We start from the raw sequence: 25,823 nt of genomic DNA on the forward strand, positions 1-25,823 counted from the left end.
TGGTTTTACTTCTCTAAACCGTCTTTTACTTCTTTAATCATTTGCGTCATCGACTCAAGTCCGCCTCCTGATAAGTACCAAGTAGCAGAATCAAGGTAAACGACATGATCATTTTTCACTGCGTTTACGTTTTTGACATAATCATTTTCAACAACTTGTTTTGTAGATGATGTTTCTCCGATTGCTGTACCGCGGTCAATAACAAACAAGTAATCAGGGTTTGTTTTTGAGATGTACTCATAAGAAACACTTTGTCCGTGAGTAGATGCTTTGATGTTTTTATCAGCCGGAGTCACGCCGAATACGTCGTGGATCAGGCCGTATCTTGATTTAGAACCAAAGGCGCTGATTTTGCCGTCGTTCGCCATAATCACAAGACCGTTTTTGTTCAGCTTTTCAGCTTTTTTCTTAAGATCTTCAATTGAGTTATCAATTGTTGCAAGTTCGTCTTTTACTTCATCTTCTTTATCAAAGATTTTTCCGATTGTTTGTGCATCTGATTTAAATGATTCCATGTATTTCGCTGTGTCTACGCCAAGGTAAATCGTCGGCGCAATTCCAGAGAATTCTTTGTAAGACTCAGATTGTCTGCCTGAGATAATGATCAAGTCAGGGTCTAACTCCGCTACTTTTTCAAAGTCTGGCTCTTTTAAGCTTCCGACATCAGCATATTTGTCATCTTTGAATTTGGACAGATATTTAGGAAGGGCTTGTTTCGGCAGGCCCGCTACTTTATCATCAAGACCAAGTTTATCTAACGTATCTAAGCTGCCAAAATCAAATACAACGACTTTTTTGGGATTCTTTGGCACTTTTGTGCCGTTTTTATCTAATTGGTGTTTCACTGTGATTTGTTCATCTTTAGAATCAGAACCTTTGCTGCTGCTTGTACTTTGGTTTCCGCATGCAGAAATGACAACAGCCGTCACCAAAGCGATGAATAATAATGCAAACTTTTTCATGCTTTTCACCTCTTCTATATTTTAAGAAAAATAAACACCTATTCTTTGATTATCAATCGTCTGAATCGGGATTGTCATATCATAGATTTCCTCAAGCACAGAGGTTTCTATAATCTCCTCAGGCGGGCCCTCTTTTACGATTCGGCCGTTTTTCAAAGCCACGATATGATCGGAGTAGACGGATGCGAAATTGATATCATGAATGACGATCACGATTGTTTTTCCAAGCTCCTCTACCAGCCGTTTCAGCAGTTTCATAATTTCAACTGAATGTTTCATATCCAGGTTGTTCAGCGGCTCATCCAGAAAGATATAATCGGTGTCCTGGGCAATGACCATGGCGATAAATGCCCTCTGGCACTGTCCGCCACTCAGCTGATCCAGATATTTGTCCTGAATGTCTTCCAGCTTCATATAGCCGATCGCCTGGTTGATATGAACCCAGTCTTCCTCTGTCAGCCGGCCCTGTGAGTACGGAAATCTGCCGAAACTGACGAGGTCTTTGATGGTGAGCCTGATATTGATTTGATTCGCCTGCTTCAAAATGCTCATTTTTTTGGCAAGCTCTTTGCTGTCGCAGGAGCCAATCTCTTGCCCGTCTATAAAAATCTCGCCGGAATCCTTTTTGATCAGGCGGCTCATAATAGACAGCAGCGTGCTTTTGCCGGCGCCGTTAGGACCGATAAACGAGGTAATCTTGCCTTTTTGTATGGTGACTGACGTCTCTTCAAGGACAACTTTCCCGCCGTATTGTTTGCTTACATTTTTGACCTCTACCATGATTTATTCTCCTTTAACAGCAAGTAGATAAAATAAATCCCGCCGGCAAAATTAATAATGACGCTCAGCGTCGTTGAGAAGGTAAACACTCTCTCAACCACAAACTGCCCTCCGACAAGCGCAATGATACTGATGAAGACGGAGCCTGCGATTAAGTATGAATGCTTATATGTCTTCAGGAATTCTCTCGCCAGGTTGACGACTAGAAGGCCTAAGAACATAATCGGCCCGACTAGCGCGGTTGAAACAGAAACAAGGATCGCAACCACGACCAGCATCTGCTTCACCACTTTGTCGTAGTCAATGCCCAAATTCACGGCGTGCTCTCGCCCGAGCGACAGCACGTCAAAAAACTTTGTAAAACGCCAGACATAAATGCCTGTCAGCAGGAAAATGATGAACGCGAGCCATAACAAATCCGTATTGACGTTGTTAAAGCTGGCAAACATCTTGTCCTGCACCACTTGGAACTCATTCGGATCAATCAGCATCTGCATAAAGGAAGACAGGCTGCTGAACAGCGTGCCAAACACGATTCCGACGAGCAGAAGGAAAAAGATATTTCTCCCCTCTCCCTTGAACATGATCTGATACAGAACAAGGGAAAACAGAATCATCAGCAGAACAGAGATGATAAAGTTGATGTTTTTATTCATGATGACAATATTTGCAGACCCGAACAAAAAGATAATGCCGGTCTGAATCAGCATGTAGAGAGAATCAAGGCCCAAGATGCTCGGCGTCAGGATGCGGTTGTTCGTAATCGTTTGAAAGATCATGGTCGAAAACGCAATCGCTCCCCCTGTCAGCACAATGGCAGCGACCTTTTTGATTCGTCTCGGCAGGGTGTAATCCCAATTGCCTAAGTCGTAAAACAGAAACAAGCCAATACATATCAAGGCTAAACCAACGAGCAACGCAATTTTCATCTGGTTACGCATACGCTTTTCTCCTTAACAGCATAAACAGGAAAATGCCGCTGCCGATGATTCCGACCATCAGGCCAATCGAGATTTCATAAGGGAAGATAATGACTCTGCCCAAAATATCGCAAAACAGCACAAAAACCGCTCCCAACAGCGCAGTATGCGGAAGGCTGCTCTTCAGATTGTCTCCTCTGTAAATCGATACAATATTCGGGATGATTAGACCGAGAAACGGCAGCATACCGACAGTCAAAATGACAAGAGACGTGATCAGGGACACGATAATGAGCCCGATGTTCACTACCCGCTTGTACTTCAGGCCGAGGTTGACAGAAAAGCTTTCTCCCATACCGGCCAATGTGAATTTATCCGCATATACATAGGCAATGATGACGAGCGGAATACTCAGATAAAGAAGCTCGTATCTTCCTTGCACGACTAAAGAGAAGTCTCCCTGAAGCCATGATGACACATTCTGGATCAAGTCATATTTATATGCGATAAATGTCGCGATTGAACTGACGATATTCCCGAGCATTAAACCGACGAGCGGAATAAAGATGGTGTCGTTAAACTTGATTCTTTCAAGGATTTTCATAAACAGAAAATTTCCTGCCAGAGCAAAGACAAACGCAACCAGCATTTTGATTAAAGGGCTGGCGGATGTAAACAGCAGCAAGGAAATTAAAATGCCGAGCCGGGCCCAATCCATCGTGCCCGCCGTTGTCGGTGACACAAATTTGTTTCTGCTGATCTGCTGCATAATCAAACCGCAGATGCTCATGCTTAAGCCCGCTATGATAATGCTGATCAATCGCGGCAAACGGCTTGCAAACAGCGTTGATGCCTCTTGTTTGCTCAAATCAAAGAGATCAAGCGGCGTCAGATCTTCTACGCCGATAAATACAGATGTGACTGCTAATATGATAAGTAGAATGAATAAGTAACGTAGCTTCATGCTGCCTCCTTACATCCTTACAGCAAAAAGAACGTATCTCCTACTCCGCAAGGACTCAAAACAATATGGCCATATAGTAATTGATTATCATTATCATTTACATATTACCATTTTTCTAGAGTTAGTCAATATTCTTTAAAAATATTAACCTAGTCATTTATCAATTTTACTAATAATTCTAACCATTTTCCATCCCAAATCGTAGATTGCTTACCATATTTATCATTATGGCGCATTTATACGGTTAGCATACCTGACAATATTCCTCGTGGAAAATACAAATGTTCGTTCCAGAAAGAAATTCCCCCTTGATTTACAGAACTGAAAGAGAGATAATAAATACTAAATTTGTGTGAAAATTTTAAACATTAGGAGATGTAAACATGAAGGTCGTTAAATTCGGAGGCAGCTCACTCGCTTCAGGCGCCCAGCTTGAAAAAGTGTTTCACATCGTAACCTCAGACCCGGCACGGAAAGCTGTAGTCGTTTCGGCTCCCGGAAAACGCTACGCTGAGGATACGAAAGTGACTGATCTCTTAATCGCATGTGCAGAACAATATTTGGCAGCAGGGAGTGCCCCTGAACTGGCGGAAGCTGTAGTGGAACGGTATGCCCTCATCGCAAATGAGCTTCAGCTGGAGTATGGCATTATCGACAAAATCCGGGATGATCTGTTTACGCTTTTAGAAGGAGAGAAAAGCAATCCCGAGCAGTATCTTGACGCAGTCAAAGCCAGCGGTGAGGATAACAACGCCAAACTGATCGCCGCTTATTTCCGCCATAAAGGCGTCAGAGCGGAATATGTGAACCCGAAGGATGCCGGCCTTTTTGTGACAGATGAACCCGGCAACGCGCAAGTTCTCCCTGAATCCTATCAAAACCTTTATCGCCTTCGGGAACGCGACGGCCTCATCATTTTTCCCGGCTTTTTCGGATTCAGCAAGGAAGGCGATGTGATCACATTCTCACGGAGCGGCTCTGATATTACCGGATCCATTCTTGCTAACGGACTTCATGCTGATTTGTACGAAAACTTTACAGACGTGGATGCTGTGTACTCTGTCAATCCATCCTTCGTTGAGCATCCAAAGGAAATCAGCGAGCTGACATACAGAGAGATGCGGGAGCTGTCCTACGCGGGCTTTTCAGTGTTTCATGATGAAGCGCTCATCCCGGCATTCAGAGCGGGGATTCCCGTCCAAATCAAAAATACGAACAACCCGTCAGCACAAGGCACTCGCGTCGTCAGCAAACGGGATAACACAAACGGGCCTGTCGTCGGCATTGCCAGTGATACCGGCTTTTGCAGCATTTATATCAGCAAGTATTTAATGAACAGAGAAATCGGATTTGGCCGCAGAGCCCTTCAAATTCTGGAGGAGCACGGTTTGACATATGAGCATGTTCCATCGGGGATCGATGACATGACCATCATCTTGCGGCAGGGGCAAATGGATGCAGCCACTGAGCGCAGCGTCATCAAACGGATCAAAGAGGATCTGCACGCCGACGAGGTGATTGTCGAGCACCACCTTGCACTGATCATGGTTGTTGGAGAAGCGATGCGCCACAATGTCGGCACAACGGCAAGAGCAGCCAAAGCTTTATCAGAGGCGAAGGTGAATATCGAAATGATTAACCAAGGGTCTTCTGAAGTGAGCATGATGTTCGGGGTGAAGGAAGCCGAAGAAAGAAAAGCCGTTCAAGCGTTGTACCAAGAATTTTTCGCGGCCGTGCTGATCTCTTAGTCATACATAAAATAGCGGGCGGCAGCGCCCGCTATTTTTTATAGCCGAATTGTTCATTTTTTTTCTTGTCCACTATTATCCCTGACAAGCTGATGCCTTCTGCATATCTTATAGTATCCTTCATAGGGAGGTGAAACCTTATGTCAGGATACTCTAACGGCGGCGGTTACGGCATCAATTCTTTCGCTTTAATCGTTGTATTGTTTATTCTTTTAATTATCGTAGGGGCTGCGTTTTTTGGAAGCTACTAAGCTGCTGACTGTCTCTGCGGGCACCGCAAGACTATGTCTTGCGGTGTTTTTTGAAAAGGAAAACCCCTTCTCAATGAGAAGGGGCTGGTTCTTACGTCATTCCTCTTTCCGTCACATGAAAGTCGAGTGCTTCCGCGTTAGCAGAAACGCCAGCTGCTGTAAAAATCGCAGCTGCGGCCAAACAAATAACAAACAACTTAGATTTCAATTTCATACAAACCTTCACTCCTTTGTATTTGTTTTCTTGCCTCTTCAACTTGTAGAAAGTAGGAAGCAGACAGCTTAAACCATTTTTGTTCATAGTAGTATTTTGCTACTTCTAGGGCTAAATCCTCTATATCAGCGTACATATTTTTATTTTTTAAGTATTGGAAACATCGTTCGATTCCTTCGACATTGGGCTGATCCTGATATAGGAATTTCAAAAACTCGAATTTTACGGCGTAGTCTGCATCGTCTGTTTCTTTAGCATATTCATAGCCCCGCTTGTGATATTCCGAAGCTTTCTCATGTTTTCCCCGCTTATAATAAATCAGGGTGATTAAAAAATAGGCCTGCGGCAGCGAATTGATGATCCTGCTGCTTTCAAACGTGGAAACCGCTTTTTCGAAGTAGTCAATGGCAGGGTCGAGAAGTTCTTGATTGTAATAACATAATCCGAGATTGTAATACGCTCTTCCGACAAGCTGGGCTTTTTGTTCTGCTTCGGCCATTTCGAGCGCCAATTTGAAATGGCGGGCGGCTTGTTCGAAATTCCTTTCATCCATCAGATTGACCCCGAACACGAAATGACATTGAATGATTCTCACATTATAGGTTTCCTGCTCCACGTATATTTCATAGGCGTTTTTTATATTGATCAGCGAAAAGTACGTTTGCTTCATATAATAATAGGCTTCCGCGATTTTAAAATAGAATTCAGCCCGTTCAATATGGTCTGCGACAAAGGAAAGTTTTTTCTCCGCCTGTTTATAATATGTAATGGCAGAAATAAATTCCCGCTTATCAAACTCATACATCCCGCGGAAAAAATTCACATAATAGTCGAGCAGCCCTTTGAGATCTGCCTGGTTGCTGTCGATGTTTCTTGATAATTCAGACAGGCTTGGCTGGTCCTCGATATTTAATTTCTCTAACGGCTCGAGATAATCAAGCATTAGCTGGTGGCGGAATTCCATTAGTGAATAATAAAGCAGCAAGTTGGAATCGTGCTGCATGTGTTTCAGTTCCTGCTGGATTTCAGCTTTTAGCACTTCGGCATCCGGCACACTGAAGGTCCGGATATATTTGTACCACTCGTTAATTTTTTGACCGACCGCTGAAGAAGGAATTACCCCGCTCTTCATTCCTTCACCCTCTCCCATCAAAAACTGTTTATGTCATATTTTATCATGTTTGCAGTCCGTCCCGACCCGAAAAACACGCAATCTTTATTTCGGGAGCACGCAATAAACCGAAGCGATGTGCAAAAAGGCGGCTGCATTTGACGATGCCGCCGCCCTATATGTTATGGCTGTTTTGCTGTTAAAGGAAGGCGGATGATGAATGTTGTGCCTTTTCCTTCTTCACTCTTGATTTCTACTGTCCCCTGATGCATTTCAACGAGCTGCTTGACGATGGAGAGGCCGAGTCCATATTCACCGTAGGCCGTGTTCGTTCTAGAAATATCAGCTTTGTAGAACCGCTCCCAAATATGCTCAATATCCTCTTTTGAAATTCCGATTCCCGTGTCTTCAATTTCGATAATCGTCTCTTTATAGCCCTCTATACCGCGCAGCCAAATGGTGCCGTTTTGCGTAAATTGGATGCTGTTCTTCGTAATGTTGACGAGAATTTGAATGAGACGGTCGTAATCGGCATGAACCATGACGTGATCCTCTACCTGGATGATCAGCTTGTTTTGTTTTTCTTCCGCCTGCTGCTGTAAGTGCTCTTTCACAATTTCAAACACCTCGATCAGCGGAACATCAAGCTTGTTCAAGGTGATTTGCTGAGATCTGATTTTTTCATAATCCAGATTTTCTTTTACGAGCCGCAGCATGCGCTTCGTTTCCTCACTAATGAGCGAGAAGCATTTATCCTTCTTATCCTCAGGAATCGTATGGCTGTTCAGCCCTTCAACCAAGCCGTTGATCGTTGTCAGCGGTGTTTTTAATTCGTGTGACACGTCAGCGATAAACTGCCTTCTCCGCTTCTCAAGGCGATCGATTTCATCCCTTGATTGCTTTAATTTTTTCGCCATGATATTAAAATCGGACGCAAGCACACCGATTTCGTCTCCGTAGCTGTTTTCCAAGTGGATATCATAATCGCCAGAAGCCACTTTATCCGTCGCTTCTCTCAGCTTTTGGATCCGTTTGACATGGAATTTCGATAGCAGCCAGCTGACGAGAATGGTAATGACGAGCGTGCTGATCACAGCGTAAAACATATAGAGGTTGACCTGATTGACCATCTGTTCAACACCGCTGATCGGAGAAATCAGCAGAACGGCGCCTTTAAATTCGTTCTGAACAAATATAGGCTGCGCGACAAGGGACACTTCATCATCAAAACGGCCATCTGCCCTGATCATGACAGTCTGCCCTTTTTTCAGCTTATTCCATTCTGATTTCTTCAGCTGTTCCCTCGGTTGGTGATGAAAGCCTTCAGGAAGGAAATAAGGCTGCTGCTCTTCATTAAAGATGATAAACTGCGTTTTTCTTGTGCTTAAAATGTCCTGATAAGGGTAGAGCCTGCGCATGTCAACCTGGCCCGCTTGGAATTCGTTTGCGATCTGCACCGCATATGACGTCAATTCCTCTACCTTGTTTTGATAGGCAAATTCCTTCACAAAGTGGGAAAACAGAGAAATGATAATGACAAACGCTAAAATCAATATGCTGATATGGCTAAGCAGCAGCTGATATAAATATTTAATCTTCATCAAATTTATACCCTACTCCCCACACCGTATATAGGAAAGGCTTGTCTTCACTTGCAAGCTTTTTCCGCAGCCGTTTAATATGAACGTCAACCGTTCGCTCATCTCCGTAGAATTGATAGCCCCATACCTGCTCTAGCAGCTGTTCTCTGGAGAACACCTGCCGCGGATTTTGGACAAGGTAATAGAGCAGATCAAATTCCTTCGGCGTGAGGTTTTCTACAGGCTGACCGTTTAAAAACACCTCTCTCGTCTTCTTATTAATGGTAAAGCATTCCGATTCGATCATATCTTCATCAATAACTGCCTTGCCTGTCGCCTGGTATCTTCTGATGACGGCTTTGATGCGGGCAACCAATGTCAGCGGACTGAACGGCTTCGTGACATAATCGTCCGCTCCCATCTCAAAACCGATGACCTGATCTGATTCCGTGTCTTTGGCTGTCAGCATGATAATCGGCACTGTGCTTGTCTCTCTGATTTTTCTGCAGATGGTCACACCGTCCATGGATGGAAGCATAATATCCAAAATGATCAGGTCCCAATTTTCTTCCGTAAAACGCTGGTATCCCTCAAGCCCGTCATGAACGAATTCTGCTTCAAAACCTTCCTTAAAAAAGAACATCTCCGTCATCGTACATACACTAACATTATCTTCTATCATTAATATTTTCATCGTTTCCTCCGGTTGTATTGATGCTTTTCTATATAATAGCACCATTTTATACAGAAGAATTTGTGTTTCACAATTGTTAGTTTTTATTTCATCAACTAGAAATAGATTATTCATATTTTTTTCATACCTTTGGACTACTATTAATTTATCAACAAGCGGGCCCGCCCCACAGGCGGTCTTCACAATAAAAATACCCACACGGAGGAACATAAATGAACTTTATCAAACGGGCCTTTTGGAATATGAAGGCTAAAAAGGGAAAAACATTATTGCAATTATTTGTGTTTACTGTCATATGTGTCTTTGTTCTGTCGGGCCTTACCATCCAGTCGGCAGCACAAAAATCAAGCGAACTGGCCAGACAGGAGCTTGGCGGAAGCGTGACGCTCCAGGTTGACCGCCAGAAGCAAATGGAAAAACAGCAAGACAGCGGAGAAAAACGCAGCTTTGAATCAACACCGATCAAAGTGTCTGATGCAAATAAGCTTGCAGCACTTGATCATGTGAAGAGCTACAACTACATTACTTCAGCTTCAGCTAACGCAGGAAACTTTGATGCCATTGAAAGCTCTAGTTCCAGTGATTCCAGTTCAAGCTCAAATACTAAAAACGGACAAGGCGGACCGCAAAGGATTCAGGCCGATCTTTCTATTGAAGGTGTCACCAGCACAGCGTTAGTTGATGAATTCTCTGACGGGGATTCAAAAATCACTGACGGACGCGCGATTACAAAATCAGATGTCGGCAAAAACGTAACAGTGATGAATGAAACATTAGCGGAAGAAAATGATGTAGGCGTCGGCGATTCGATCACGATTGAATCAGCAACGGATGAAGATAAAACGCTGAAGCTGAAGGTTGTCGGTATTTATAAAACTACGTCGTCAGGCGATGACCAAGCCCAGAATTTCTCTTTCTTAAATCCTTACAATAAACTTTACACACCTTACACAGCGACAGCAGCACTGAAAAGTGACGACTACAAAAATACGATTGACTCAGCTGTTTACTATATGGATGATGCCAAAAATATTGATGCTTTCGTAAAAGCAGCCAAGAAAACATCGATTGATTTTGATACATTCACATTGAATACAAACGATCAGCTTTATCAGCAAATGGTCGGCCCGATTGAAAATGTAGCTTCTTTTTCTAAAAACGTCGTGTATCTTGTGTCAGTGGCAGGCGCTGTCATTCTCGGTCTGATTGTCATGATGTCAATCAGAGAACGCAAATATGAGATGGGCGTATTAATGGCGATCGGCGAAAAACGCTGGAAATTGATCGGACAGTTCTTAACTGAAATTCTGATCGTGGCCATTATTGCAATTGGCATCGCTTCATTGACAGGAAATCTAGTCGCGAACCAGCTCGGAAATCAGCTGTTGTCCCAGCAGATCAGTTCGTCATCTGATTCAACGCAAACCGCTAGCGGGCAAAGCGGACAAATGCCTGGCGGCGGTGGCGGCATGGGCGGCGGAATGTTCGGCCACAACTCAGCAAACGTGGATGTCATTGATTCGCTGAACGTCGCGGTTTCTATAAACGACATGCTTGTTCTTGGGGGAATCGGCATCATCATCGCAATCATCGCAACATTGCTGCCGTCTATTTCAGTACTGCGGCTCCATCCAAAAACGATATTGACAAAACAGGAATAGAAAGAGGCGAAAATTTATGAGCTTATTAGAATTTCAACAAGTCGGGTACTGGTATAAAGACAAAAGCCAGCCATTGTTTCAGGATATCAACATCAGCTTTCAAAAAGGAAAGTTCTATACAATCGTCGGCACATCAGGGACAGGGAAAACCACTTTCCTGTCTCTGGCAGGCGGACTTGACGCACCAAAAGAAGGAACGATTCTTTATGATGGAAAAGCTGTTTCCAAAATCGGCTTAACAAATTTCAGAAATCAATATGTATCAATTGTTTTTCAGGCGTACAACTTGCTTCCGTATATGACGGCTCTGCAGAACGTGACAACCGCCATGGAAATCACTGGTTCTAAAGAAAAGAACAAAGAAGCGTATGCGCTGGAAATGCTGCAGAAGGTCGGAATCAGCGAAAAACAAGCCCGGCAAAAAGTGCTGACACTGAGCGGCGGACAGCAGCAGCGTGTTTCCATTACAAGAGCATTTTGCTGTGACACGGATTTAATCGCAGCCGATGAACCGACCGGAAACCTTGATGAGGATACATCAAAAGAAATCGTGCGGCTCTTTCAAGATCTGGCGCACAAGGAGAATAAATGCGTCATCATGGTGACGCACGATGAGCAAATTGCAAAAGTTTCGGACATCAACATCAGACTTTCAAGAGGAAGCTTTGCTGTAAAGGAAAACGTCGCAGCTGTATAAAAAAGCGCGCCTCTGTTAGTGCAGACAGGGGCGCAACCTATATCCCCCCTTTTATATAGAAGTGAACATAAAAAGAGCGGCGGCTGCATCCCCCCGCTCTTTTTATTGTTTTTTTCTTCCCGCTCCCTTTGATTTCTCCCTTCGCTTCTTTTTCCAAACGGCTAGAATAAACAGAAAGAGCGGAAACAAGACCTGAAAAGGCAAATGAATATATAGCGGCACCACTTTCAGGCCTTCGTTCAAATGCTCTGAAAAGTTAGTCGCAATCGTAATAGATAGGATTAAGATGCCCAATCCCATTGGATAAGCCAATTGTGAAGGATTTTTTTCCTTAAAGAGCGTGGACGTGCCCACCACCACTGCGTATAAGTAAAGGCTGACCTTAAAAAAGCCGCCGATGATCAGCGCCAGCATAAAAAAGACATCGAGCCGGTCTAGAAATTCTTCCACCTTGATCGTCTGGATCGTACTTAAAAGCGGAAACTGGGATCTAAATGTAAGATCAACATCAAGCACGCTAATATTCATCGCCACGGTAAGCGCAACAACCAATCCGCTGATGGCTATGGCGGCCATTCCTATTTTCTTCACATCTTTTCGATCATTAAGATTAGGGAAGATCATGACAAATAAAACAACTTCACCAAACGGAACATACATGGTCTGCGTGAAAACTGAGTGAATGACAGGAAAAATGCCGTCTGCTAAAATTGGCTTTAAATTCTGCGGCTCCATAGAACCCGAGACAATAATCAGCACGAGACCGAGGGCGCCCAGTATATACATGGCTCCGAAAAGAAGTTCAGCCGACCGCGCAAGCACTTCAATTCCTTTTCTGACGGCATATATGCTGACAATCATTAATAAAGCATTCACAATCAGAATCGGCGTATCATGATAAGCAAACGTCAGCAGCATTTCCCCGAAGTCCCGCAGCACCCGTGCGGCAATATAGGCAAAGTACAGGATATACAGAAATGAAAACAGCCAGCTCAGCTTGGTTCCCAGCATATCATCCATATATTCTTTCGGTGAAGATTCGGGGTAACATTGATAAATGCCTTGATACAAATAGTAAAGAAACAAACCGACAGCACAGCCTAATAGAACTGCAATCCAAGCATCTCTGCCCGCCATTGAACCCGGTGTAATCAATAAAGAGCTGCCCAGCTCAAAAATGATAAGCATGACAAACAGCTGCCGTATGCTGATTTTGGCTTTTTCCACCTGGCATGCCCCCTTTCTCCAGACCTATTCATCTTCAAGCTGGTGTTTGATCGGATTGTTTCGCAAGCCCGTTCTTCTGATATACGTCTCCGCCTTCACATCGACTGGCAGGTCCGGCAAATATTCTTTATCCCAAGTGTCTTTCATTTTTTTCCACTGCTTCGGATACTTTCTGTATATCCTGTCTCCAAAACCGACAAAGTCAATTTTATTCTTCTTGATCATTTTCACAGTGTTGGTGATTTCTTTCTCCAGCTCTTTGTTGAGAGCTTTTTCAATGGCAGCAAGCACCTTTGGATCAGACAATTGGAAAGGGTATTTGACAGCATCTATAATTCCTTCAACTGCCACATGCACGTGGATACGCGGACGTCCGTTCTTAATCTCTGGTACGAGATTTGTGGTTTGATGGGTGACCTGCAAGCTGACCGCATCCTTTGTCTTGCCCCAATCAGCATTAATAAACGTATGCTGAACCTTATTCATTAGCCAAACCGCTCCAACGCTTTCCTTATCCTCAATCCAGTACTTTAAATGGCCTGACTTATTAAAAACCGCCAAGCCGTCTGCCTGAAGAATGGCTTTCGGATCGGTCGCCTGCGTGTTTTCCATGCTGATTCCTTTTTTATCGTCACCAATCATCATATATCCCGGAATAACCGGCGCTTTTGTAGTGATGGCAAGTGTTTTCACGACGTCCTGAATATTGGTTTTGACCACCCGGCCATATTGTGCCTCCGTAAAGTCGAGTGTTTTATTCACTTTATTTGACGGGATTTTATCAATCGGCGTCAGGATTTTTACGATATTTTCAGCTTTTGTTTTATGGGCGATGACCATTGTCGCCGTTGACCTGAATTCTGTATCGCGGTCAAGGTTATCCAACACAAAATCCAAGCCTTCCTCTTTCGCGAGCTTTTCACTGATCACAACCAGATTGGTATGGGCAAAGTAAAGCCGCCGTGATACCTTCATGGAGGCTTTTCTGAGTGCTTCCGTCATATTGTCGCCTTCAACGGAATAGACCGATATAGGCGGCCTGTCTCCAGCACCGCCCCCCTGAAGCCCGCCGGCAACATTTCCGGGATTGATAATTTGAAAATGCAGCACGTAATTGCCTTCGTTCGTCCGATCGATGCCAATCGCCGAGATAATCGCAAGGTCTGTCAGTTCCCGTTTATCCCAGCAGCCGGGCATCACAATGACGCTCAAAAGCATGAGAACGGCTAATACACGTTTACGTACCATTCTGATCCCCTTCTTCCAAGTCCTTGTTTACCATTCCGCGTGAAGCGTCAGGTTCTGGGCGCTGATCTTTCCCCTGCCGCACCTTATCTTCCTTGCTGATCGACTCCGGCCTTTTTTCATCAGCCCACCACGGAACCCTGAACAGTGTGTCTTTTACCCCTTGAGAGGAAAAAGGTGCAAGCGGCGACATGTAAGGAACACCGAAAGAGCGCAGGCTGCATAAATGGACAAACATCATAATGATGCCTAAAACCAGCCCGTAAAACCCCATAATAGAGGACGCAATGATAAAGATAAATCGAATGAGACGGGCTGAAATCGCCATGGCGAAAGCCGGTGTCGCAAAACTGGCAATCGCGGTGATGGCAACGATAATGACCATGGCCGGAGAGACGATGCCAGCTTGGACAGCAGCTTGCCCGATCACAAGCGCACCTACGATTGACACCGCCGAGCCGACAACCCGCGGCAGCCTGACGCCGGCTTCCCTGAGGATCTCAAAAGCAACCTCCATCGTAAGCGCCTCAACAACAGCGGGAAACGGCACGATTTCCCGCTGGGCTGCAATCACGACTAACAGCTGTGTCGGAATCATTTCCTGGTGAAACGTTGTGGCTGCCACATAAACAGCTGGTGCGATAAGTGAAATAAAAAAAATTAAAATCCGCAGAATCCGAATGCTCGTCGCAATATCAAAACGTGAATAATAGTCTTCGACTGACTGAAAGAATTGAATAAATAAGGCCGGTGCAATGAGCACAAACGGCGTTCCGTCCACAACAATCGCGAATCTTCCTTCTAACAGGTTTCCCGCTACAACATCAGGGCGTTCTGTGTGATACATGGTCGGAAATGTCGTAAAGGTTTCATCTTCAATCAGCTGCTCGATATATCCGGATTCTAAAATACTGTCAATGTCTATTTTTTTCAGGCGCTGTTTCACTTCCTTCAGCACCTTTTCATCACATACTCCTTTAATGTACATAAGAGCGATATCGGTATTTGTGACAGAGCCGATTTTCATTTTTTCAACCCACAGATTCGGATTTTTAATGTAGCGCCGGATCATTGAAGTATTCGTTTGCAGAGACTCTGTAAATCCTTGGCGCGGGCCGCGGAAGGACACCTGGGTACTCGGCTCTTGGATGGAACGCTGCTCCCCGCCCTGTGTGCTGCAGATAAGCGCCTCATCGGAACCGTCGGCAAAAACCAGCGCATTTCCAAGCATCAATTCAGTAAACAGCTTAACCCAGCTCTTTTCAGCTTTCACTCCGCCCAGAGGGAGCGTTTTTTCAAGAATCTGCTGGATGGCATGAGAATTTTGGATGGACTGATCCTGAACCAAAGGATCGATTAATGATTCGTAAATTGTCGTGTTATCAACCAAACCTGCGATATATATAATCGCCAAATGAACGCGGTCCTGTTCCCCAATTTTGATCTCGCGAATGATGACGTCGGAGCTGCTTCCGACCTTCTTCTTCGTTTCCGCTATGTTTTTTGCCAAACTTGGGGATACAAGAACCGGACTATCTTTTTCATGCTGCTGTTCGTGATTCTCTTCTTCTGTTTTTTGTTTGTCTATTGAATGGTTCTTTCGCTTAGAAAATAAAGGCATACACAAAATACCTTTCCTTGTCGTTTTCTCATATTCTTCCTTCTGAAGGTGAGATTATGCATGCATGACTGCGGTATAACTTCGCTGATAAAGATAGACACTATAGGAGGAGGGTGATGAAGCATGAAAATATTAGGCGTGACAGGGATCATATTAATTTGTTTATTAACCATTTCTGTTCTCATGGACATGCTGCAAGGTTTCAGTTTGACAAAAGCCGCTTATAACAATATGTCCAGCTTCAAAATGACGACGTTTGCAGAATGGGTCATCCTTTTATTTTTTGTTTTGGTACTGGTCAGAGAAATGTACATGATCTATCAATCGAAAAAAAAGAACCCCTAGAGCGGGGTGCTTTTTTCAGGCGATAATATTGCCGTCTGCTGTATCGCTTGTATGTTTGCTGATTGTTCCTTTGAAGATGCGATTGCCGATGATTTTGGAATTGGTTGAGGTGTTTGTTTGAATGGCTGTCGCCGTGCCAGCTGAGAGGTTATTGATGGTGTTTCCAGAGATGATAGAGCCTGCAGAACCGTTGACATAAATGACAATCGGATTTCCGGCTGTTCTGTTGACTGAAATGGTGTTATCAAAAATCTCATGTACACCGGTGCTGATGTAGATGGTGACCAAAAGCGGGGATCTCTCAAAGTGGTTGCTGATAATAGAGGTTTTCGCACTTGTGGAGCAGTAAATCGGATAATTTTTAAATTCTTTAAATGTATTGTTTTTGATGACGGCGCCAGCATTGTTCGTGACGGAAACAGTATACGATTCCAAGGCTCCCTCAAACGCATCGGGGATCATTGTATTTCCTTCAATCACCGCATTTCCTTGAGCGATCCAAATTCCCCGGCTGAATTTTCTCAGCACATTATCTTTGATAATCATATCGCCGCCGGAACTGTTCACACCGTCGATGACTTCAATGAGGCAGTTATTCAGAAAAGCGATATCATCTGACAGCACTGCACGCAGTCCGGTACTCCTCCTTGTGTCAGACAGTCCGTTTTGAATCTGGTTGCCGTCTACCTTTACATCGGAAGACTGATAAACAAATATCCCTGTGTTTTCAAAGTTACTGATTTTGTTGTTCGTGACAAGAACGCTCTTTCCTCTGACATCAATCCCGGTTGAAAACCCGGTGATAAGATTGCCGGCGATCACCGCATCACTGCTCTCTTTTCCTTGTGACACACCAAGTCCGGTAATCCCGACTCTAGGCACAGCAGCTACGTTTTTTGCCGGTCTGAGAATATTCCCTTTAATCACCGTTTGGGTTCCATACCCATAGCTGATCGTATTGTCTGAGTGGTTTCCTTCTATTAAAACGCCGTATCCGTTAAAATTGGTCACAGAACTTGAAACATTTCCGATAAAATGGTTATTGCGAATGGATACATTGATTGGTTCTTCGTAGTCAATATCACCTTCGCCATAGCCTTCTATGTCAATTCCGAATTTCGGCGCTGTCCCATTTCCCGTTCCGGCATCTTCAATTACGCACTCCTCCACCGTGACCATGTCACAACCGGTTATGGAAATGTTATTTCTCCTCGACCGCCGAACCTCACAACGGCGAATGGTTATATGCTCTGACGTTCGATAATTATTAGCTGTCTTTAACCCCAACGGACTGACAATGATCCCGTCCCCGGTGAAATCAGAAACTTTGACATCATCAATGACAACATTCGAACATCCTTCAATGCAAATGCCGAAGCCCCATTCATGGGTTGATCTTATCCCTGCGGACACATACGTATGCTCATCGCGCTCGCCGATAATTTGTCCTCCGGTAATGGTTATATTCTCTTGCTTGCCTACATAAAATGCGGAATACCCCCACGAACTGTTCGGAATTACTTTGATGATACACTCTGGGTCCATTATAATCTCAAGGTTTCCGGGAACAATGATGCCAGCGTTGCGAAATTTTTGATTGGGATGTCCTCCGAGCGTTCCGTCTATTAGATATGTCCCTTTTGGGAACCAGACAGTGTGATATCCTTTCGAAACAGCCGTACTGAGGCATTGATTAATCAATTCTGTTGAATCCGTTTTACCATCTCCTGAAATACCGAAATCCGCCGCATTTAATATGAATTCAGCCAATTGCCAGCCTCCTTCTCCATGATTACTATCATGATACTCACAAAGGCCCGATCTGCTTGTACATTTCTCTAAAATTTTATTAAAAAAATATAAAGGAATAGTTTTGTAAGAAAACCTTACGAAAAAAGACCTAAGAACCAGTATATATTCACTATTTTTATACGTTTATATTTTTTCTATTCTGGAACTTCTTGAAATGAGTATAAATTATATTGACACAAGTATTATATAAGAATATGATTTTTATAATACACTTTTTTAAGAAAGGGTTTGGCTGACATGGCTTCGATTGATAACGAAAGTATCATTAAAAGCGTCCCGCAAAAAGGGTTCTTTGGTCACCCGCGAGGACTATTTACACTATTTTTCACTGAATTTTGGGAGCGTTTCTCTTACTATGGAATGAGAGCAATCTTGCTTTACTATTTGTATACAGAGACGGTAAACGGAGGGCTTGGCTTTGACAAAGGCACTGCGGTTGCCATTATGTCGATTTACGGATCACTTGTATACATGTCCACTATTATTGGCGGATGGCTCGCTGATCGGGTATTCGGTACCGCAAACACCGTGTTTTACGGCGGCATATTCATTATGTTCGGCCACATTGCACTCGCCTATCCGGGCAGCGCGATAGCATTCTATATCAGCATGGTGCTTATTATTATCGGAACAGGCTTATTAAAACCAAACGTTTCGAGCGTCGTTGGAGATCTTTACACGAAAGAAGACCCGCGCCGCGACTCAGGTTTCAGTATTTTCTACATGGGGATTAACCTCGGTGGTTTACTCGCGCCGTTAATTGTCGGAACACTCGGACAGAAGTACAACTATCATCTCGGCTTCGGAACCGCCGCGGTTGGAATGCTTCTTGGACTTATCGTATTTGCTTTGACAAGAAAGAAAAACCTCGGGCTTGCAGGTTCCAATGTGCCGAATCCGCTGTCTAAAAAATCTGCAATTGGCACCGGAATTGGTGTTATCATTGTGGCGATCGCAGTGATTATCTCTGTACAAACAGGCGTGCTGACGATCAATCGTTTCATCGACCTTGTAAGTATTCTCGGTATTTTGATTCCTGTTATTTATTTCATCATCATGTTTACAAGCAAAAAAGCGGACAAAACAGAAAAATCTCGTCTTGCCGCTTACATTCCTTTGTTTATCGGTGCTGTCATGTTCTGGGCCATTCAGGAACAGGGAGCGACCATTCTTGCGGTATACGCTGATGAACGCATAAGACTTTCATTGGGCGGATTAGAACTTCAATCATCTTGGTTCCAATCATTAAATCCATTGTTTGTCGTCATTTTTGCGCCAATATTCGCATGGCTCTGGATGAAGCTTGGCAAACGCCAGCCGTCTACACCAGTTAAATTCTCAATTGGAATTATTTTAGCCGGATTGTCATTTATCATTATGGTATTCCCGGCTATGCAAGGGAAAGAAGCACTCGTAAGCCCGATGTGGCTCGTTCTCAGCTTCCTGCTTGTCGTGCTTGGAGAGCTGTGCCTGTCTCCAGTCGGTTTATCCGTGACAACGAAACTGGCGCCAGCTGCATTCTCTGCACAGACAATGAGTATGTGGTTTCTGACTAACGCAGCAGCCCAAGCGATCAATGCCCAAGTAGCCGGATTGTTTGATAAAATTCCTGAAACAACTTACTTCGGCACCATCGGTTTGATTTCTATCGTACTTGGCGGCATTCTCCTGCTGCTCTCGCCGATTATCAAACGCGCGATGAAAGGGGTCTTATAATAAAAAACAGCCCGCGGATTTTGATCTGCGGGCTGTTTTTTATTTGTCCATCCATTTGCTGAAGCTTTGATCAAAGGCTTGCGGTTCTTCCAGCATCGGCTGATGGCCGCTCTTCTCAAAAATAATCTTCTCTACATGGGGATATACCCCCTCAACACCATCCCACAGCGTAACAGGCGCAACCAGATAATCGTATCTGCCTAAGCCGATAAACACCGGCACTTGAACATCGGCTAACCGCTCAACAAGACCAAGCTGGGCAAATGTATTGCCCCATAATTCATCAATGATCGGCATATTCGTGAATACGCCGTCCCATAAAGCCGCAGCGTGCGGCCGCTCTAGATAAAAGCTTTTTGCTTCAGCGCGGATACACATATGCACGAACCGTCTTTCGGGATCTTGTTCGATGTCCTGCGGCAGCTTCGCGATGTCTTTTTCAAACCGTTTCTTTCTCTCAAGGCTGGCTGTTTCCATGAAAAACGCTTCGCTTTTTCGCTGTCTTTCTTCACTGTTATCAGGTGCAGTATTGAAAAGCGCAACCTTCCGAACATGTTCAGGATATGCTCTGGCATATTCTAAAGCCATAAAAGCGTGCCCGGAATGGCCCAAGATGACGACATCCTCAAGCTGAAGAGACATTCTAACCCTTTCTATATCCTCCAAAACGGCATCAAGCCTCGCATCCTCTGCCCGCAATTCCCGGTTTGGCTTGGCAAATCCCCTGTGGTCTGCAAACACCCATTGATAATTCTGTTTGATGTCTGAAGAAAAAAGTCGCGGATAGTAAACCGCACTCCCGATCACAAGGATGGGTGCGCCCTCTCCCTCGATTCGATAAGCTAAATCAAAACCGTCCGAGTGACAGATCCCTGTACGTTCCATTTCTCACGCCCCCTTTGTTTTCATTATATAAAAAAAGCCTGACGCATGGCGTCAGGCTATCGTTATTACCTTTTTAATTCCTCCAGCGTCTTTTCCCATCTGCTCAGCACCTCTTCAGGGCTGTGAAGCTGGATATGGACACCGGAAGTTAAATCAGCGTATTTCGCAACGTCCTCCTTCGCTGAAACGATCCGGCAGGAAAAACGTTCTCTTTCATATTCGGCATCTTCTAAAGGCGGCAAAGGGGCGCATTCAAGCTTTACGTAATGAGCCGCTCCCTTCCACCATGCCGTGAACTGTGCTTTTCCTGTGCGAAGGATGTTGGCCGCAGTCATTGTGTTTTTCCACAGAGCGATTCGGATTTCAGTTCGGCTCAGAGCAATGATTTCTCCCGCACTGATCATAGCGGCGTGCGGCCAGCCGTCCTCCGCTACCGTTTGCAGAACGAAAGCCTCATGCTGCTTCTCATTCAAGCGATTCCCGTCAAGCAGCTCAAAGAGGCGGTCTGACATACAGTTCACGCTGATCAAGCCTTTCGCTCCGGCACAGCCGGAACTTCAATTGCTGTTTCTGTTTCCTTGGGATCAATTTTAAACGCAGGATTGTATTTCGCCGGATTTGTAATGCTTTCCGGCTCACAGGATCTCCATGTGAAAAAACATGTTTGGCACTGATAAACTTCCCATGCGCCTTCTACAGGCGATTTGCTCATGACTTCTCCCTTTTTTGAGTCGCATCGAGGACATGTATGCATATCGAATCATCCTTTCCTTATTTATTCATTAAATCCATTAGTTTTTGTTCCCATTCTTTCGTTGTTAGCGGAGAATCAAGCGGCTGTGAATAATGGCCTCTTGTTTCCGGCGCAACTGGTGTCGTAGCGTCAAGAATCATTTTGTGAGTAATTCCTGATGGATTAGATCCAGGGTCAAGCGGTAGGACCGATAAGTCCGGAATGATGACTGCATCGTGCTTCGGATGCATTTTGGTCGAAAGCGCCCACATGACCTGCGGAAGGTTGAACGGATCGACATCCTCGTCAACGACAATGACCATTTTGCAGTAGCCGAGTCCGTGCGGTGTTGTGAGCGCGCGCATGCCGACTGCTTTCGCAAATCCGCCGTAGCGGTTTTTTGTTGATACAATTGCGATTAACCCGTGAGTATACATGGCGTTCACAGCGACAATTTCATTCGGATACGCTTCTTTTAACTGCTGATAAAGCGGCACACAAGTGTTAATGCCGATCATGTAATCACATTCTGTCCAAGGCATGCCTAAGTATAGATGTTCAAAAATCGGATTGTTTCTGTGATACACGCGTTTAATTTTGATGATCGGCATGCTGCGTCCGCCGGAATAATGGCCTGTGAATTCACCAAACGGTCCTTCATATTCACGCTCTCCGGCGATGATCTCACCTTCAAGCACCACCTCAGCGCCCCACGGAACATCAAGATCGGACAGCTTTGATTTGACGATGCGATATGGTTCGCCTTGAATGGCGCCTGCCATTTCGTATTCTGATTGATCGTATAGAAGCGGAGTCGATGCCGCCGTTGTAATGACCGGCTCACAGCCAAGCGCAATCGTGACCGGAAGATTGATGCCGCGTTCTTCAGCTTGACGCAGATGGATCGCAATATCGTGTTGCGGCACAGGCTGAATGCCGAGGCGGTCTTTTCCTTTCACCTGCATTCTGTAAATGCCGACGTTTTGTTTGCCGAAGTTGTCAGGATCTTCAAGATCACGTGAAATGACGCACGCTTTGTCTAAATAGTAGCCGCCATCTCCTTGGTTAATTCTGAAAAGAGGCAGTATATCGAACAAGTTGATGTCTTCTGTGATTTCATTTTCATGAAACGGTGCTGTTTCCTCACGTTTCACTGGCATTGGAAACTGGTCATAACGCTTCGCAAATTCAAAGAACTGTTCTTTAACCGGCGTGTCTTTTGGCATGCCCAGCATCATCGCATGGTTCGGCCAAGAGCCGATCACATTCAACGCAATTTGTGCGTTGGTATAGCCGTAAATGTTGTTAAATAAGAGCGCGGGGCTTTTATCGCCAAGATTGCTGGCTGCGCGCGCTGCGGCTCCTAAATCCGGCTCGGGCTTTACCTCTTCATTCACTGTTAGCAGCTGTCCTTCTTTTTCAAGGGCAGCGAGAAATTCTCTGAAATCTTGATAAGCCATAATCAAGCTCCTCCTTTTTATTTCTCAATCCCATTCCAGCGTTTCGCTTCAGGAAGGCGAATGCCGAATTGGTCCAACGTTCTGAATACAATATGGTCAACCATTTCCTCTAAGCTGCGCGGCTGATTATAAAATGCCGGCATCGGTGGAAGAATGATGGTGCCCATCTTCGTAAGCGCTAGCATATTTTCGAGATGAATCTGGTTCAAAGGCGTCTCTCTCGTTAAGAGGACGAGTTTTTTTCTTTCCTTGAGCATGACATCCGCCGCACGTGTCAGCAGATTATCCGCCATCCCGGTGCGAATGCTCGCGAGAGATTTCATGCTGCACGGCGCCACAATCATTCCATCGGTATCAAACGAACCGCTTGAAATGGCTGCCGCCTGGTCCTTATGCGAATATGTGTATGTGGCCAGTTGTTCTACTTCTTTTAAGGTATAGCCTGTTTCGTGTTTGATCGTGACGTTCGCCCAAGGAGACACAACGAGATGGGTTTCCACTTCGGCGGCCTTCAGCCACTCCAGCATCCTGACCCCAAAAATGGCCCCTGTTGCCCCTGTCATTCCGACAACGAGTTTCACTTTGTCCCCTCCTTTACGCTTGAATTCTGCTTTCATTTCCATCATACTCCTGATATATCCATATGAAAAATATCTGTTAAATCTATATTTAATACCTAAAAGGTATATAAAGGAGGCCTTTCTTTTGGATATTCGACAGCTTCGATATTTCATTACCATCGCCCAAGAACAGAAGATCACGTCCGCTGCCAAAAAGCTTCACATGGCGCAGCCGCCTTTAAGCAGGCAGCTCAAACAGCTGGAGGACGAGCTTGGTGTCGTTTTGTTTGACCGAAATAAAAAAAAGCAAATGACCCTTACATATGAAGGAACTGTTTTTTTGAAAAGAGCCAAGGAGATTCTGCACAGGTTTGAGGATGCCGTCATTGAGGTACAAGAGCTGAAGGAGGAGGTAGCCGGCACGCTGGCCGTAGGTTCAACGATTTATTGCGCCGCTTTGATGCTCGAAAAAGTAACACAAATCAAAGAGAGATACCCGCACCTCACCTTTAATATTTGGGAAAATGAGCCCGCGACGCTGTTAGAGCTGCTGGAAAGCCGTCAAATCGATGCCGCGGTCACGACAACGCTAATCAAAAGCGACACCGTCCAATTCAAACAGCTTGATGATATTCCATGTGTGCTCGTGCTTTCAGAAGAATCCGGATATCCGTGCGGAGACACCATTAAAATGGAGGACATTCCTTCATTTCCGCTGATTCTGCTGCGGCCTGTCAACGGAAAGGGCGTCTATAATCAGGTGATGAATGAATTTCATCGTTTGAATCTTGAGCCGCGCATTGTTTGCGAATGCCACGATTCCGCAACTTTGCTCAGTCTCGTCTCATCCGGATTCGGCGCGTCCATTCTGCCCGTCACGATGATTCCCATTCATATGAGAAACCACGTTCACACCGTCCATATTGAAAACAATCCCTTCATCATGACACCGGCTGTCATGTGGAGAACGGACAGTTATTTGCCAAAACCGGTACAGCAATTTTTGAATTTATTTTAAAAGAATGGCCTTATGAAAACCAATTACTTGACTCATACTAAAAAAAAGTTATCCTTTAGATTTGTAAGCTATTTTTTTATTTCAATAAAATCAACCAGAAAAGTGGGGAATAAGATGAAAAAAGCATTATTGGCTTTATTCATGGTCGTAAGCATTGCAGCTCTTGCAGCTTGCGGAGCAGGAAATGGCAATCAGTCAAAAGATAACGCAAAAGACGGCGATCTTTGGGCTTCAATTAAGAAAAAAGGTGTCCTGACAGTCGGTACGGAAGGTACATACGAACCGTTCACTTACCACGACAAAGACACTGATAAGCTGACTGGCTATGATGTGGAAGTCATCACAGAAGTCGCAAAACGCCTTGGGCTGAAAGTCGATTTTAAAGAAACACAATGGGACAGCATGTTTGCCGGCCTGAATTCTAAACGGTTTGACGTCATTGCCAACCAAGTCGGAAAAACAGATCGCGAAGACAAATACGATTTCTCAGATAAATACACAACATCAAGAGCGGTTGTCGTGACGAAAAAAGACAACAACGATATTAAGTCTGAAGCAGATGTAAAAGGAAAAACGTCAGCTCAATCACTGACAAGCAATTACAACAAATTAGCTACAGATGCGGGTGCGAAAGTGGAAGGCGTTGAAGGCTTGGCACAATCCCTTCAATTGATCCAGCAGGGCCGCGTCGATATGACGTACAACGATAAGCTTGCCGTGTTGAACTACTTAAAAACATCAGGCAACAAAAATGTAAAAATCGCGTTTGAAACAGGCGATCCGCAATCAACATATTTCACGTTCCGCAAAGGAAGCGGCGAGGTCGTTGACCAAGTCAACAAAGCATTAAAAGAAATGAAAGAGGACGGGACTCTTTCTAAAATTTCTAAAAAATGGTTCGGCGAAGATGTTTCTAAATAATCTGCCGGCATTGACGCTTGGCACGGCGATCCCGTGGGATCTGGTGCAGCAGTCATTCTGGCCGATACTTTCAGGGGGAATCTACTATACGATTCCCCTTACCATTCTTTCCTTTATATTTGGAATGATCCTGGCGCTGATTACGGCGCTTGCCAGAATGTCGAAAGTGAGACCTTTGAGATGGGTGTTCAGCGTATATGTATCCGCGATACGCGGCACTCCTCTTCTCGTTCAATTGTTCATCATTTTCTATCTGTTCCCGACATTTAATGTTACATTAGATCCATTTCCAAGCGCAGTTATCGCCTTTTCATTAAACGTCGGCGCCTATGCATCTGAAATCATACGGGCATCTATTTTATCCGTGCCGAAAGGGCAATGGGAAGCCGGCTACACAATCGGCATGACACATCAGAAAACGCTGTTCCGCGTGATTTTGCCGCAGGCATTTCGTGTGTCGATCCCGCCATTATCCAATACCTTTATCAGCCTGATAAAAGATACATCCCTCGCCTCTCAAATTCTGGTCGCTGAGCTATTCAGAAAAGCCCAGGAAATCGGCGCGCGGAATCTTGATCAGATTTTAGTGATCTATATTGAAGCAGCCTTTATTTATTGGATAATCTGCTTCCTGCTTTCACTCGTCCAGCATGTCATCGAACGGCGTCTTGACCGCTACGTGGCCAAATAAGGAGGTT

General features: G+C 44.7%; 26 protein-coding genes. 9 read left to right on the forward strand and 17 right to left on the reverse strand.

What is annotated here, in order from left to right; translation table 11 throughout:
• Positions 1-5 precede the first annotated feature (5 nt).
• The 4 genes from MOC09_RS18160 to yclN are packed head-to-tail and all read right to left on the reverse strand — an operon-like array spanning position 6 to position 3,626.
• Positions 6-962, reverse strand: coding sequence for a siderophore ABC transporter substrate-binding protein (locus MOC09_RS18160; RefSeq protein ID WP_268360870.1), 957 nt, complete (start codon positions 960-962; stop codon positions 6-8).
• A gap of 21 nt (positions 963-983) precedes the next feature.
• The gene (gene yclP / locus MOC09_RS18165; RefSeq protein WP_268360869.1) at positions 984-1,742 is read right to left on the reverse strand and encodes a petrobactin ABC transporter ATP-binding protein YclP; all 759 of its coding nucleotides are present in this window, start codon (positions 1,740-1,742) and stop codon (positions 984-986) included.
• Complete coding sequence (yclO, locus tag MOC09_RS18170; protein WP_268360867.1) at positions 1,736-2,683, reverse strand: petrobactin ABC transporter permease YclO; 948 nt, start codon at positions 2,681-2,683, stop codon at positions 1,736-1,738. Before yclO ends, yclP begins: the two co-directional genes overlap by 7 nt.
• Entirely contained in the window at positions 2,676-3,626 is a 951-nt protein-coding gene (yclN, locus tag MOC09_RS18175; RefSeq protein ID WP_268371397.1) for a petrobactin ABC transporter permease YclN, read from the reverse strand. Before yclN ends, yclO begins: the two co-directional genes overlap by 8 nt.
• 383 nt (positions 3,627-4,009) lie before the next feature.
• Between yclN and MOC09_RS18180 the strand changes: the two genes are divergently transcribed.
• Complete coding sequence (locus MOC09_RS18180; protein ID WP_268360865.1) at positions 4,010-5,374, forward strand: aspartate kinase; 1,365 nt, start codon at positions 4,010-4,012, stop codon at positions 5,372-5,374.
• A gap of 140 nt (positions 5,375-5,514) precedes the next feature.
• The gene (locus tag MOC09_RS18185; protein ID WP_268360864.1) at positions 5,515-5,625 is read left to right on the forward strand and encodes a YjcZ family sporulation protein; all 111 of its coding nucleotides are present in this window, start codon (positions 5,515-5,517) and stop codon (positions 5,623-5,625) included.
• Between the two features lie 91 nt (positions 5,626-5,716).
• Here MOC09_RS18185 and phrC read toward each other — a convergent pair whose 3' ends face one another.
• The 4 genes from phrC to yclJ form a co-directional block, all read right to left on the reverse strand.
• Entirely contained in the window at positions 5,717-5,839 is a 123-nt protein-coding gene (phrC, locus tag MOC09_RS18190; RefSeq protein ID WP_003224994.1) for a phosphatase RapC inhibitor PhrC, read from the reverse strand.
• The gene (gene rapC / locus MOC09_RS18195; protein ID WP_268360862.1) at positions 5,823-6,971 is read right to left on the reverse strand and encodes a response regulator aspartate phosphatase RapC; all 1,149 of its coding nucleotides are present in this window, start codon (positions 6,969-6,971) and stop codon (positions 5,823-5,825) included. The genes phrC and rapC overlap by 17 nt, the downstream gene beginning before the upstream one ends.
• A 161-nt stretch (positions 6,972-7,132) precedes the next feature.
• A complete protein-coding gene (yclK, locus tag MOC09_RS18200) occupies positions 7,133-8,554 on the reverse strand; it encodes a two-component system sensor histidine kinase YclK (protein WP_187954636.1) in 1,422 nt (473 codons plus the stop codon).
• Entirely contained in the window at positions 8,541-9,224 is a 684-nt protein-coding gene (gene yclJ / locus MOC09_RS18205; RefSeq protein ID WP_268360860.1) for a two-component system response regulator YclJ, read from the reverse strand. Before yclJ ends, yclK begins: the two co-directional genes overlap by 14 nt.
• 212 nt (positions 9,225-9,436) lie before the next feature.
• On the opposite strand from yclJ, the gene MOC09_RS18210 reads away from it, so the two are divergent.
• Both MOC09_RS18210 and MOC09_RS18215 read left to right on the forward strand, forming a co-directional pair.
• Positions 9,437-10,885, forward strand: a complete 1,449-nt coding sequence (locus tag MOC09_RS18210) for an ABC transporter permease (RefSeq protein ID WP_268371402.1) — start codon at positions 9,437-9,439, stop codon at positions 10,883-10,885.
• Between the two features lie 16 nt (positions 10,886-10,901).
• Entirely contained in the window at positions 10,902-11,582 is a 681-nt protein-coding gene (locus MOC09_RS18215) for an ABC transporter ATP-binding protein (RefSeq protein WP_268371405.1), read from the forward strand.
• Between the two features lie 102 nt (positions 11,583-11,684).
• Here the strand turns inward: MOC09_RS18215 and MOC09_RS18220 are convergent, their stop codons facing one another.
• From MOC09_RS18220 to gerKA, 3 genes are read right to left on the reverse strand one after another with little or no spacing between them, the layout of a single operon-like run.
• A complete protein-coding gene (locus MOC09_RS18220; RefSeq protein WP_268360856.1) occupies positions 11,685-12,809 on the reverse strand; it encodes a GerAB/ArcD/ProY family transporter in 1,125 nt (374 codons plus the stop codon).
• Between the two features lie 24 nt (positions 12,810-12,833).
• Positions 12,834-14,057, reverse strand: coding sequence for a Ger(x)C family spore germination protein (locus MOC09_RS18225; protein ID WP_268360855.1), 1,224 nt, complete (start codon positions 14,055-14,057; stop codon positions 12,834-12,836).
• Entirely contained in the window at positions 14,047-15,675 is a 1,629-nt protein-coding gene (gerKA, locus tag MOC09_RS18230) for a spore germination protein GerKA (protein ID WP_268360854.1), read from the reverse strand. Before gerKA ends, MOC09_RS18225 begins: the two co-directional genes overlap by 11 nt.
• Positions 15,676-15,798: 123 nt before the next feature.
• Here gerKA and MOC09_RS18235 point away from each other — a divergent pair, with 123 nt between their 5' ends.
• Positions 15,799-16,020 (forward strand): hypothetical protein, encoded by a 222-nt coding sequence (locus MOC09_RS18235; RefSeq protein WP_268360853.1) that lies wholly within the window; start codon positions 15,799-15,801, stop codon positions 16,018-16,020.
• 15 nt (positions 16,021-16,035) lie between these two features.
• Here the strand turns inward: MOC09_RS18235 and MOC09_RS18240 are convergent, their stop codons facing one another.
• Positions 16,036-17,790, reverse strand: a complete 1,755-nt coding sequence (locus MOC09_RS18240; protein ID WP_268371407.1) for a right-handed parallel beta-helix repeat-containing protein — start codon at positions 17,788-17,790, stop codon at positions 16,036-16,038.
• A 279-nt stretch (positions 17,791-18,069) separates the two neighbouring features.
• Here MOC09_RS18240 and MOC09_RS18245 point away from each other — a divergent pair, with 279 nt between their 5' ends.
• Entirely contained in the window at positions 18,070-19,548 is a 1,479-nt protein-coding gene (locus MOC09_RS18245) for a peptide MFS transporter (protein ID WP_268360851.1), read from the forward strand.
• 39 nt (positions 19,549-19,587) lie between these two features.
• Here the strand turns inward: MOC09_RS18245 and MOC09_RS18250 are convergent, their stop codons facing one another.
• From MOC09_RS18250 to MOC09_RS18270, 5 genes are all read right to left on the reverse strand, one after another.
• Positions 19,588-20,433, reverse strand: a complete 846-nt coding sequence (locus MOC09_RS18250) for an alpha/beta fold hydrolase (protein ID WP_268371413.1) — start codon at positions 20,431-20,433, stop codon at positions 19,588-19,590.
• 65 nt (positions 20,434-20,498) lie between these two features.
• Complete coding sequence (locus MOC09_RS18255; RefSeq protein WP_268360848.1) at positions 20,499-20,963, reverse strand: pyridoxamine 5'-phosphate oxidase family protein; 465 nt, start codon at positions 20,961-20,963, stop codon at positions 20,499-20,501.
• Positions 20,960-21,187: a phenolic acid decarboxylase subunit BsdD gene (gene bsdD, locus MOC09_RS18260; RefSeq protein ID WP_019257455.1), complete on the reverse strand. Its 228-nt coding sequence runs from the start codon at positions 21,185-21,187 to the stop codon at positions 20,960-20,962. Before bsdD ends, MOC09_RS18255 begins: the two co-directional genes overlap by 4 nt.
• Before the next feature lie 17 nt (positions 21,188-21,204).
• Positions 21,205-22,626 (reverse strand): phenolic acid decarboxylase BsdC, encoded by a 1,422-nt coding sequence (gene bsdC / locus MOC09_RS18265; RefSeq protein ID WP_268360846.1) that lies wholly within the window; start codon positions 22,624-22,626, stop codon positions 21,205-21,207.
• A gap of 17 nt (positions 22,627-22,643) precedes the next feature.
• The gene (locus tag MOC09_RS18270) at positions 22,644-23,243 is read right to left on the reverse strand and encodes a non-oxidative hydroxyarylic acid decarboxylases subunit B (RefSeq protein ID WP_268360844.1); all 600 of its coding nucleotides are present in this window, start codon (positions 23,241-23,243) and stop codon (positions 22,644-22,646) included.
• 88 nt (positions 23,244-23,331) lie between these two features.
• On the opposite strand from MOC09_RS18270, the gene bsdA reads away from it, so the two are divergent.
• The 3 genes from bsdA (at position 23,332) to tcyB (ending at position 25,816) form a co-directional block, all read left to right on the forward strand.
• On the forward strand, positions 23,332-24,204 hold the full coding sequence (gene bsdA, locus MOC09_RS18275) for a transcriptional regulator BsdA (protein WP_268360842.1): 873 nt from the start codon (positions 23,332-23,334) through the stop codon (positions 24,202-24,204).
• 114 nt (positions 24,205-24,318) lie between these two features.
• The gene (tcyA, locus tag MOC09_RS18280; protein WP_268360282.1) at positions 24,319-25,125 is read left to right on the forward strand and encodes a cystine ABC transporter substrate-binding lipoprotein TcyA; all 807 of its coding nucleotides are present in this window, start codon (positions 24,319-24,321) and stop codon (positions 25,123-25,125) included.
• Positions 25,112-25,816, forward strand: coding sequence for a cystine ABC transporter permease TcyB (tcyB, locus tag MOC09_RS18285; RefSeq protein ID WP_268360281.1), 705 nt, complete (start codon positions 25,112-25,114; stop codon positions 25,814-25,816). The genes tcyA and tcyB overlap by 14 nt, the downstream gene beginning before the upstream one ends.
• Positions 25,817-25,823 lie beyond the last annotated feature (7 nt).

Source organism: Bacillus sp. N12A5, assembly GCF_026790125.1.
Lineage (GTDB): Bacteria > Bacillota > Bacilli > Bacillales > Bacillaceae > Bacillus.

Excerpts from the sequence above, each read along its gene's own strand:
- rapC (WP_268360862.1), bottom strand. The coding sequence starts at position 6,971 with ATGAAGAGCGGGGTAATTCCTTCTTCAGCGGTCGGTCAAAAAATTAAC.
- MOC09_RS18250 (WP_268371413.1), bottom strand. The coding sequence starts at position 20,433 with ATGGAACGTACAGGGATCTGTCACTCGGACGGTTTTGATTTAGCTTAT.
- MOC09_RS18215 (WP_268371405.1), top strand. The coding sequence starts at position 10,902 with ATGAGCTTATTAGAATTTCAACAAGTCGGGTACTGGTATAAAGACAAA.
- yclO (WP_268360867.1), bottom strand. The coding sequence starts at position 2,683 with ATGCGTAACCAGATGAAAATTGCGTTGCTCGTTGGTTTAGCCTTGATA.
- MOC09_RS18235 (WP_268360853.1), top strand. The coding sequence starts at position 15,799 with ATGAAAATATTAGGCGTGACAGGGATCATATTAATTTGTTTATTAACC.
- bsdC (WP_268360846.1), bottom strand. The coding sequence starts at position 22,626 with ATGGCTTATCAAGATTTCAGAGAATTTCTCGCTGCCCTTGAAAAAGAA.
- bsdD (WP_019257455.1), bottom strand. The coding sequence starts at position 21,187 with ATGCATACATGTCCTCGATGCGACTCAAAAAAGGGAGAAGTCATGAGC.
- phrC (WP_003224994.1), bottom strand. The coding sequence starts at position 5,839 with ATGAAATTGAAATCTAAGTTGTTTGTTATTTGTTTGGCCGCAGCTGCG.
- MOC09_RS18270 (WP_268360844.1), bottom strand. The coding sequence starts at position 23,243 with ATGAAAGCAGAATTCAAGCGTAAAGGAGGGGACAAAGTGAAACTCGTT.
- MOC09_RS18180 (WP_268360865.1), top strand. The coding sequence starts at position 4,010 with ATGAAGGTCGTTAAATTCGGAGGCAGCTCACTCGCTTCAGGCGCCCAG.
- yclJ (WP_268360860.1), bottom strand. The coding sequence starts at position 9,224 with ATGAAAATATTAATGATAGAAGATAATGTTAGTGTATGTACGATGACG.
- tcyA (WP_268360282.1), top strand. The coding sequence starts at position 24,319 with ATGAAAAAAGCATTATTGGCTTTATTCATGGTCGTAAGCATTGCAGCT.
- MOC09_RS18160 (WP_268360870.1), bottom strand. The coding sequence starts at position 962 with ATGAAAAAGTTTGCATTATTATTCATCGCTTTGGTGACGGCTGTTGTC.
- gerKA (WP_268360854.1), bottom strand. The coding sequence starts at position 15,675 with ATGCCTTTATTTTCTAAGCGAAAGAACCATTCAATAGACAAACAAAAA.
- MOC09_RS18210 (WP_268371402.1), top strand. The coding sequence starts at position 9,437 with ATGAACTTTATCAAACGGGCCTTTTGGAATATGAAGGCTAAAAAGGGA.
- MOC09_RS18245 (WP_268360851.1), top strand. The coding sequence starts at position 18,070 with ATGGCTTCGATTGATAACGAAAGTATCATTAAAAGCGTCCCGCAAAAA.
- tcyB (WP_268360281.1), top strand. The coding sequence starts at position 25,112 with ATGTTTCTAAATAATCTGCCGGCATTGACGCTTGGCACGGCGATCCCG.
- MOC09_RS18185 (WP_268360864.1), top strand. The coding sequence starts at position 5,515 with ATGTCAGGATACTCTAACGGCGGCGGTTACGGCATCAATTCTTTCGCT.
- yclP (WP_268360869.1), bottom strand. The coding sequence starts at position 1,742 with ATGGTAGAGGTCAAAAATGTAAGCAAACAATACGGCGGGAAAGTTGTC.
- yclN (WP_268371397.1), bottom strand. The coding sequence starts at position 3,626 with ATGAAGCTACGTTACTTATTCATTCTACTTATCATATTAGCAGTCACA.
- MOC09_RS18225 (WP_268360855.1), bottom strand. The coding sequence starts at position 14,057 with ATGGTACGTAAACGTGTATTAGCCGTTCTCATGCTTTTGAGCGTCATT.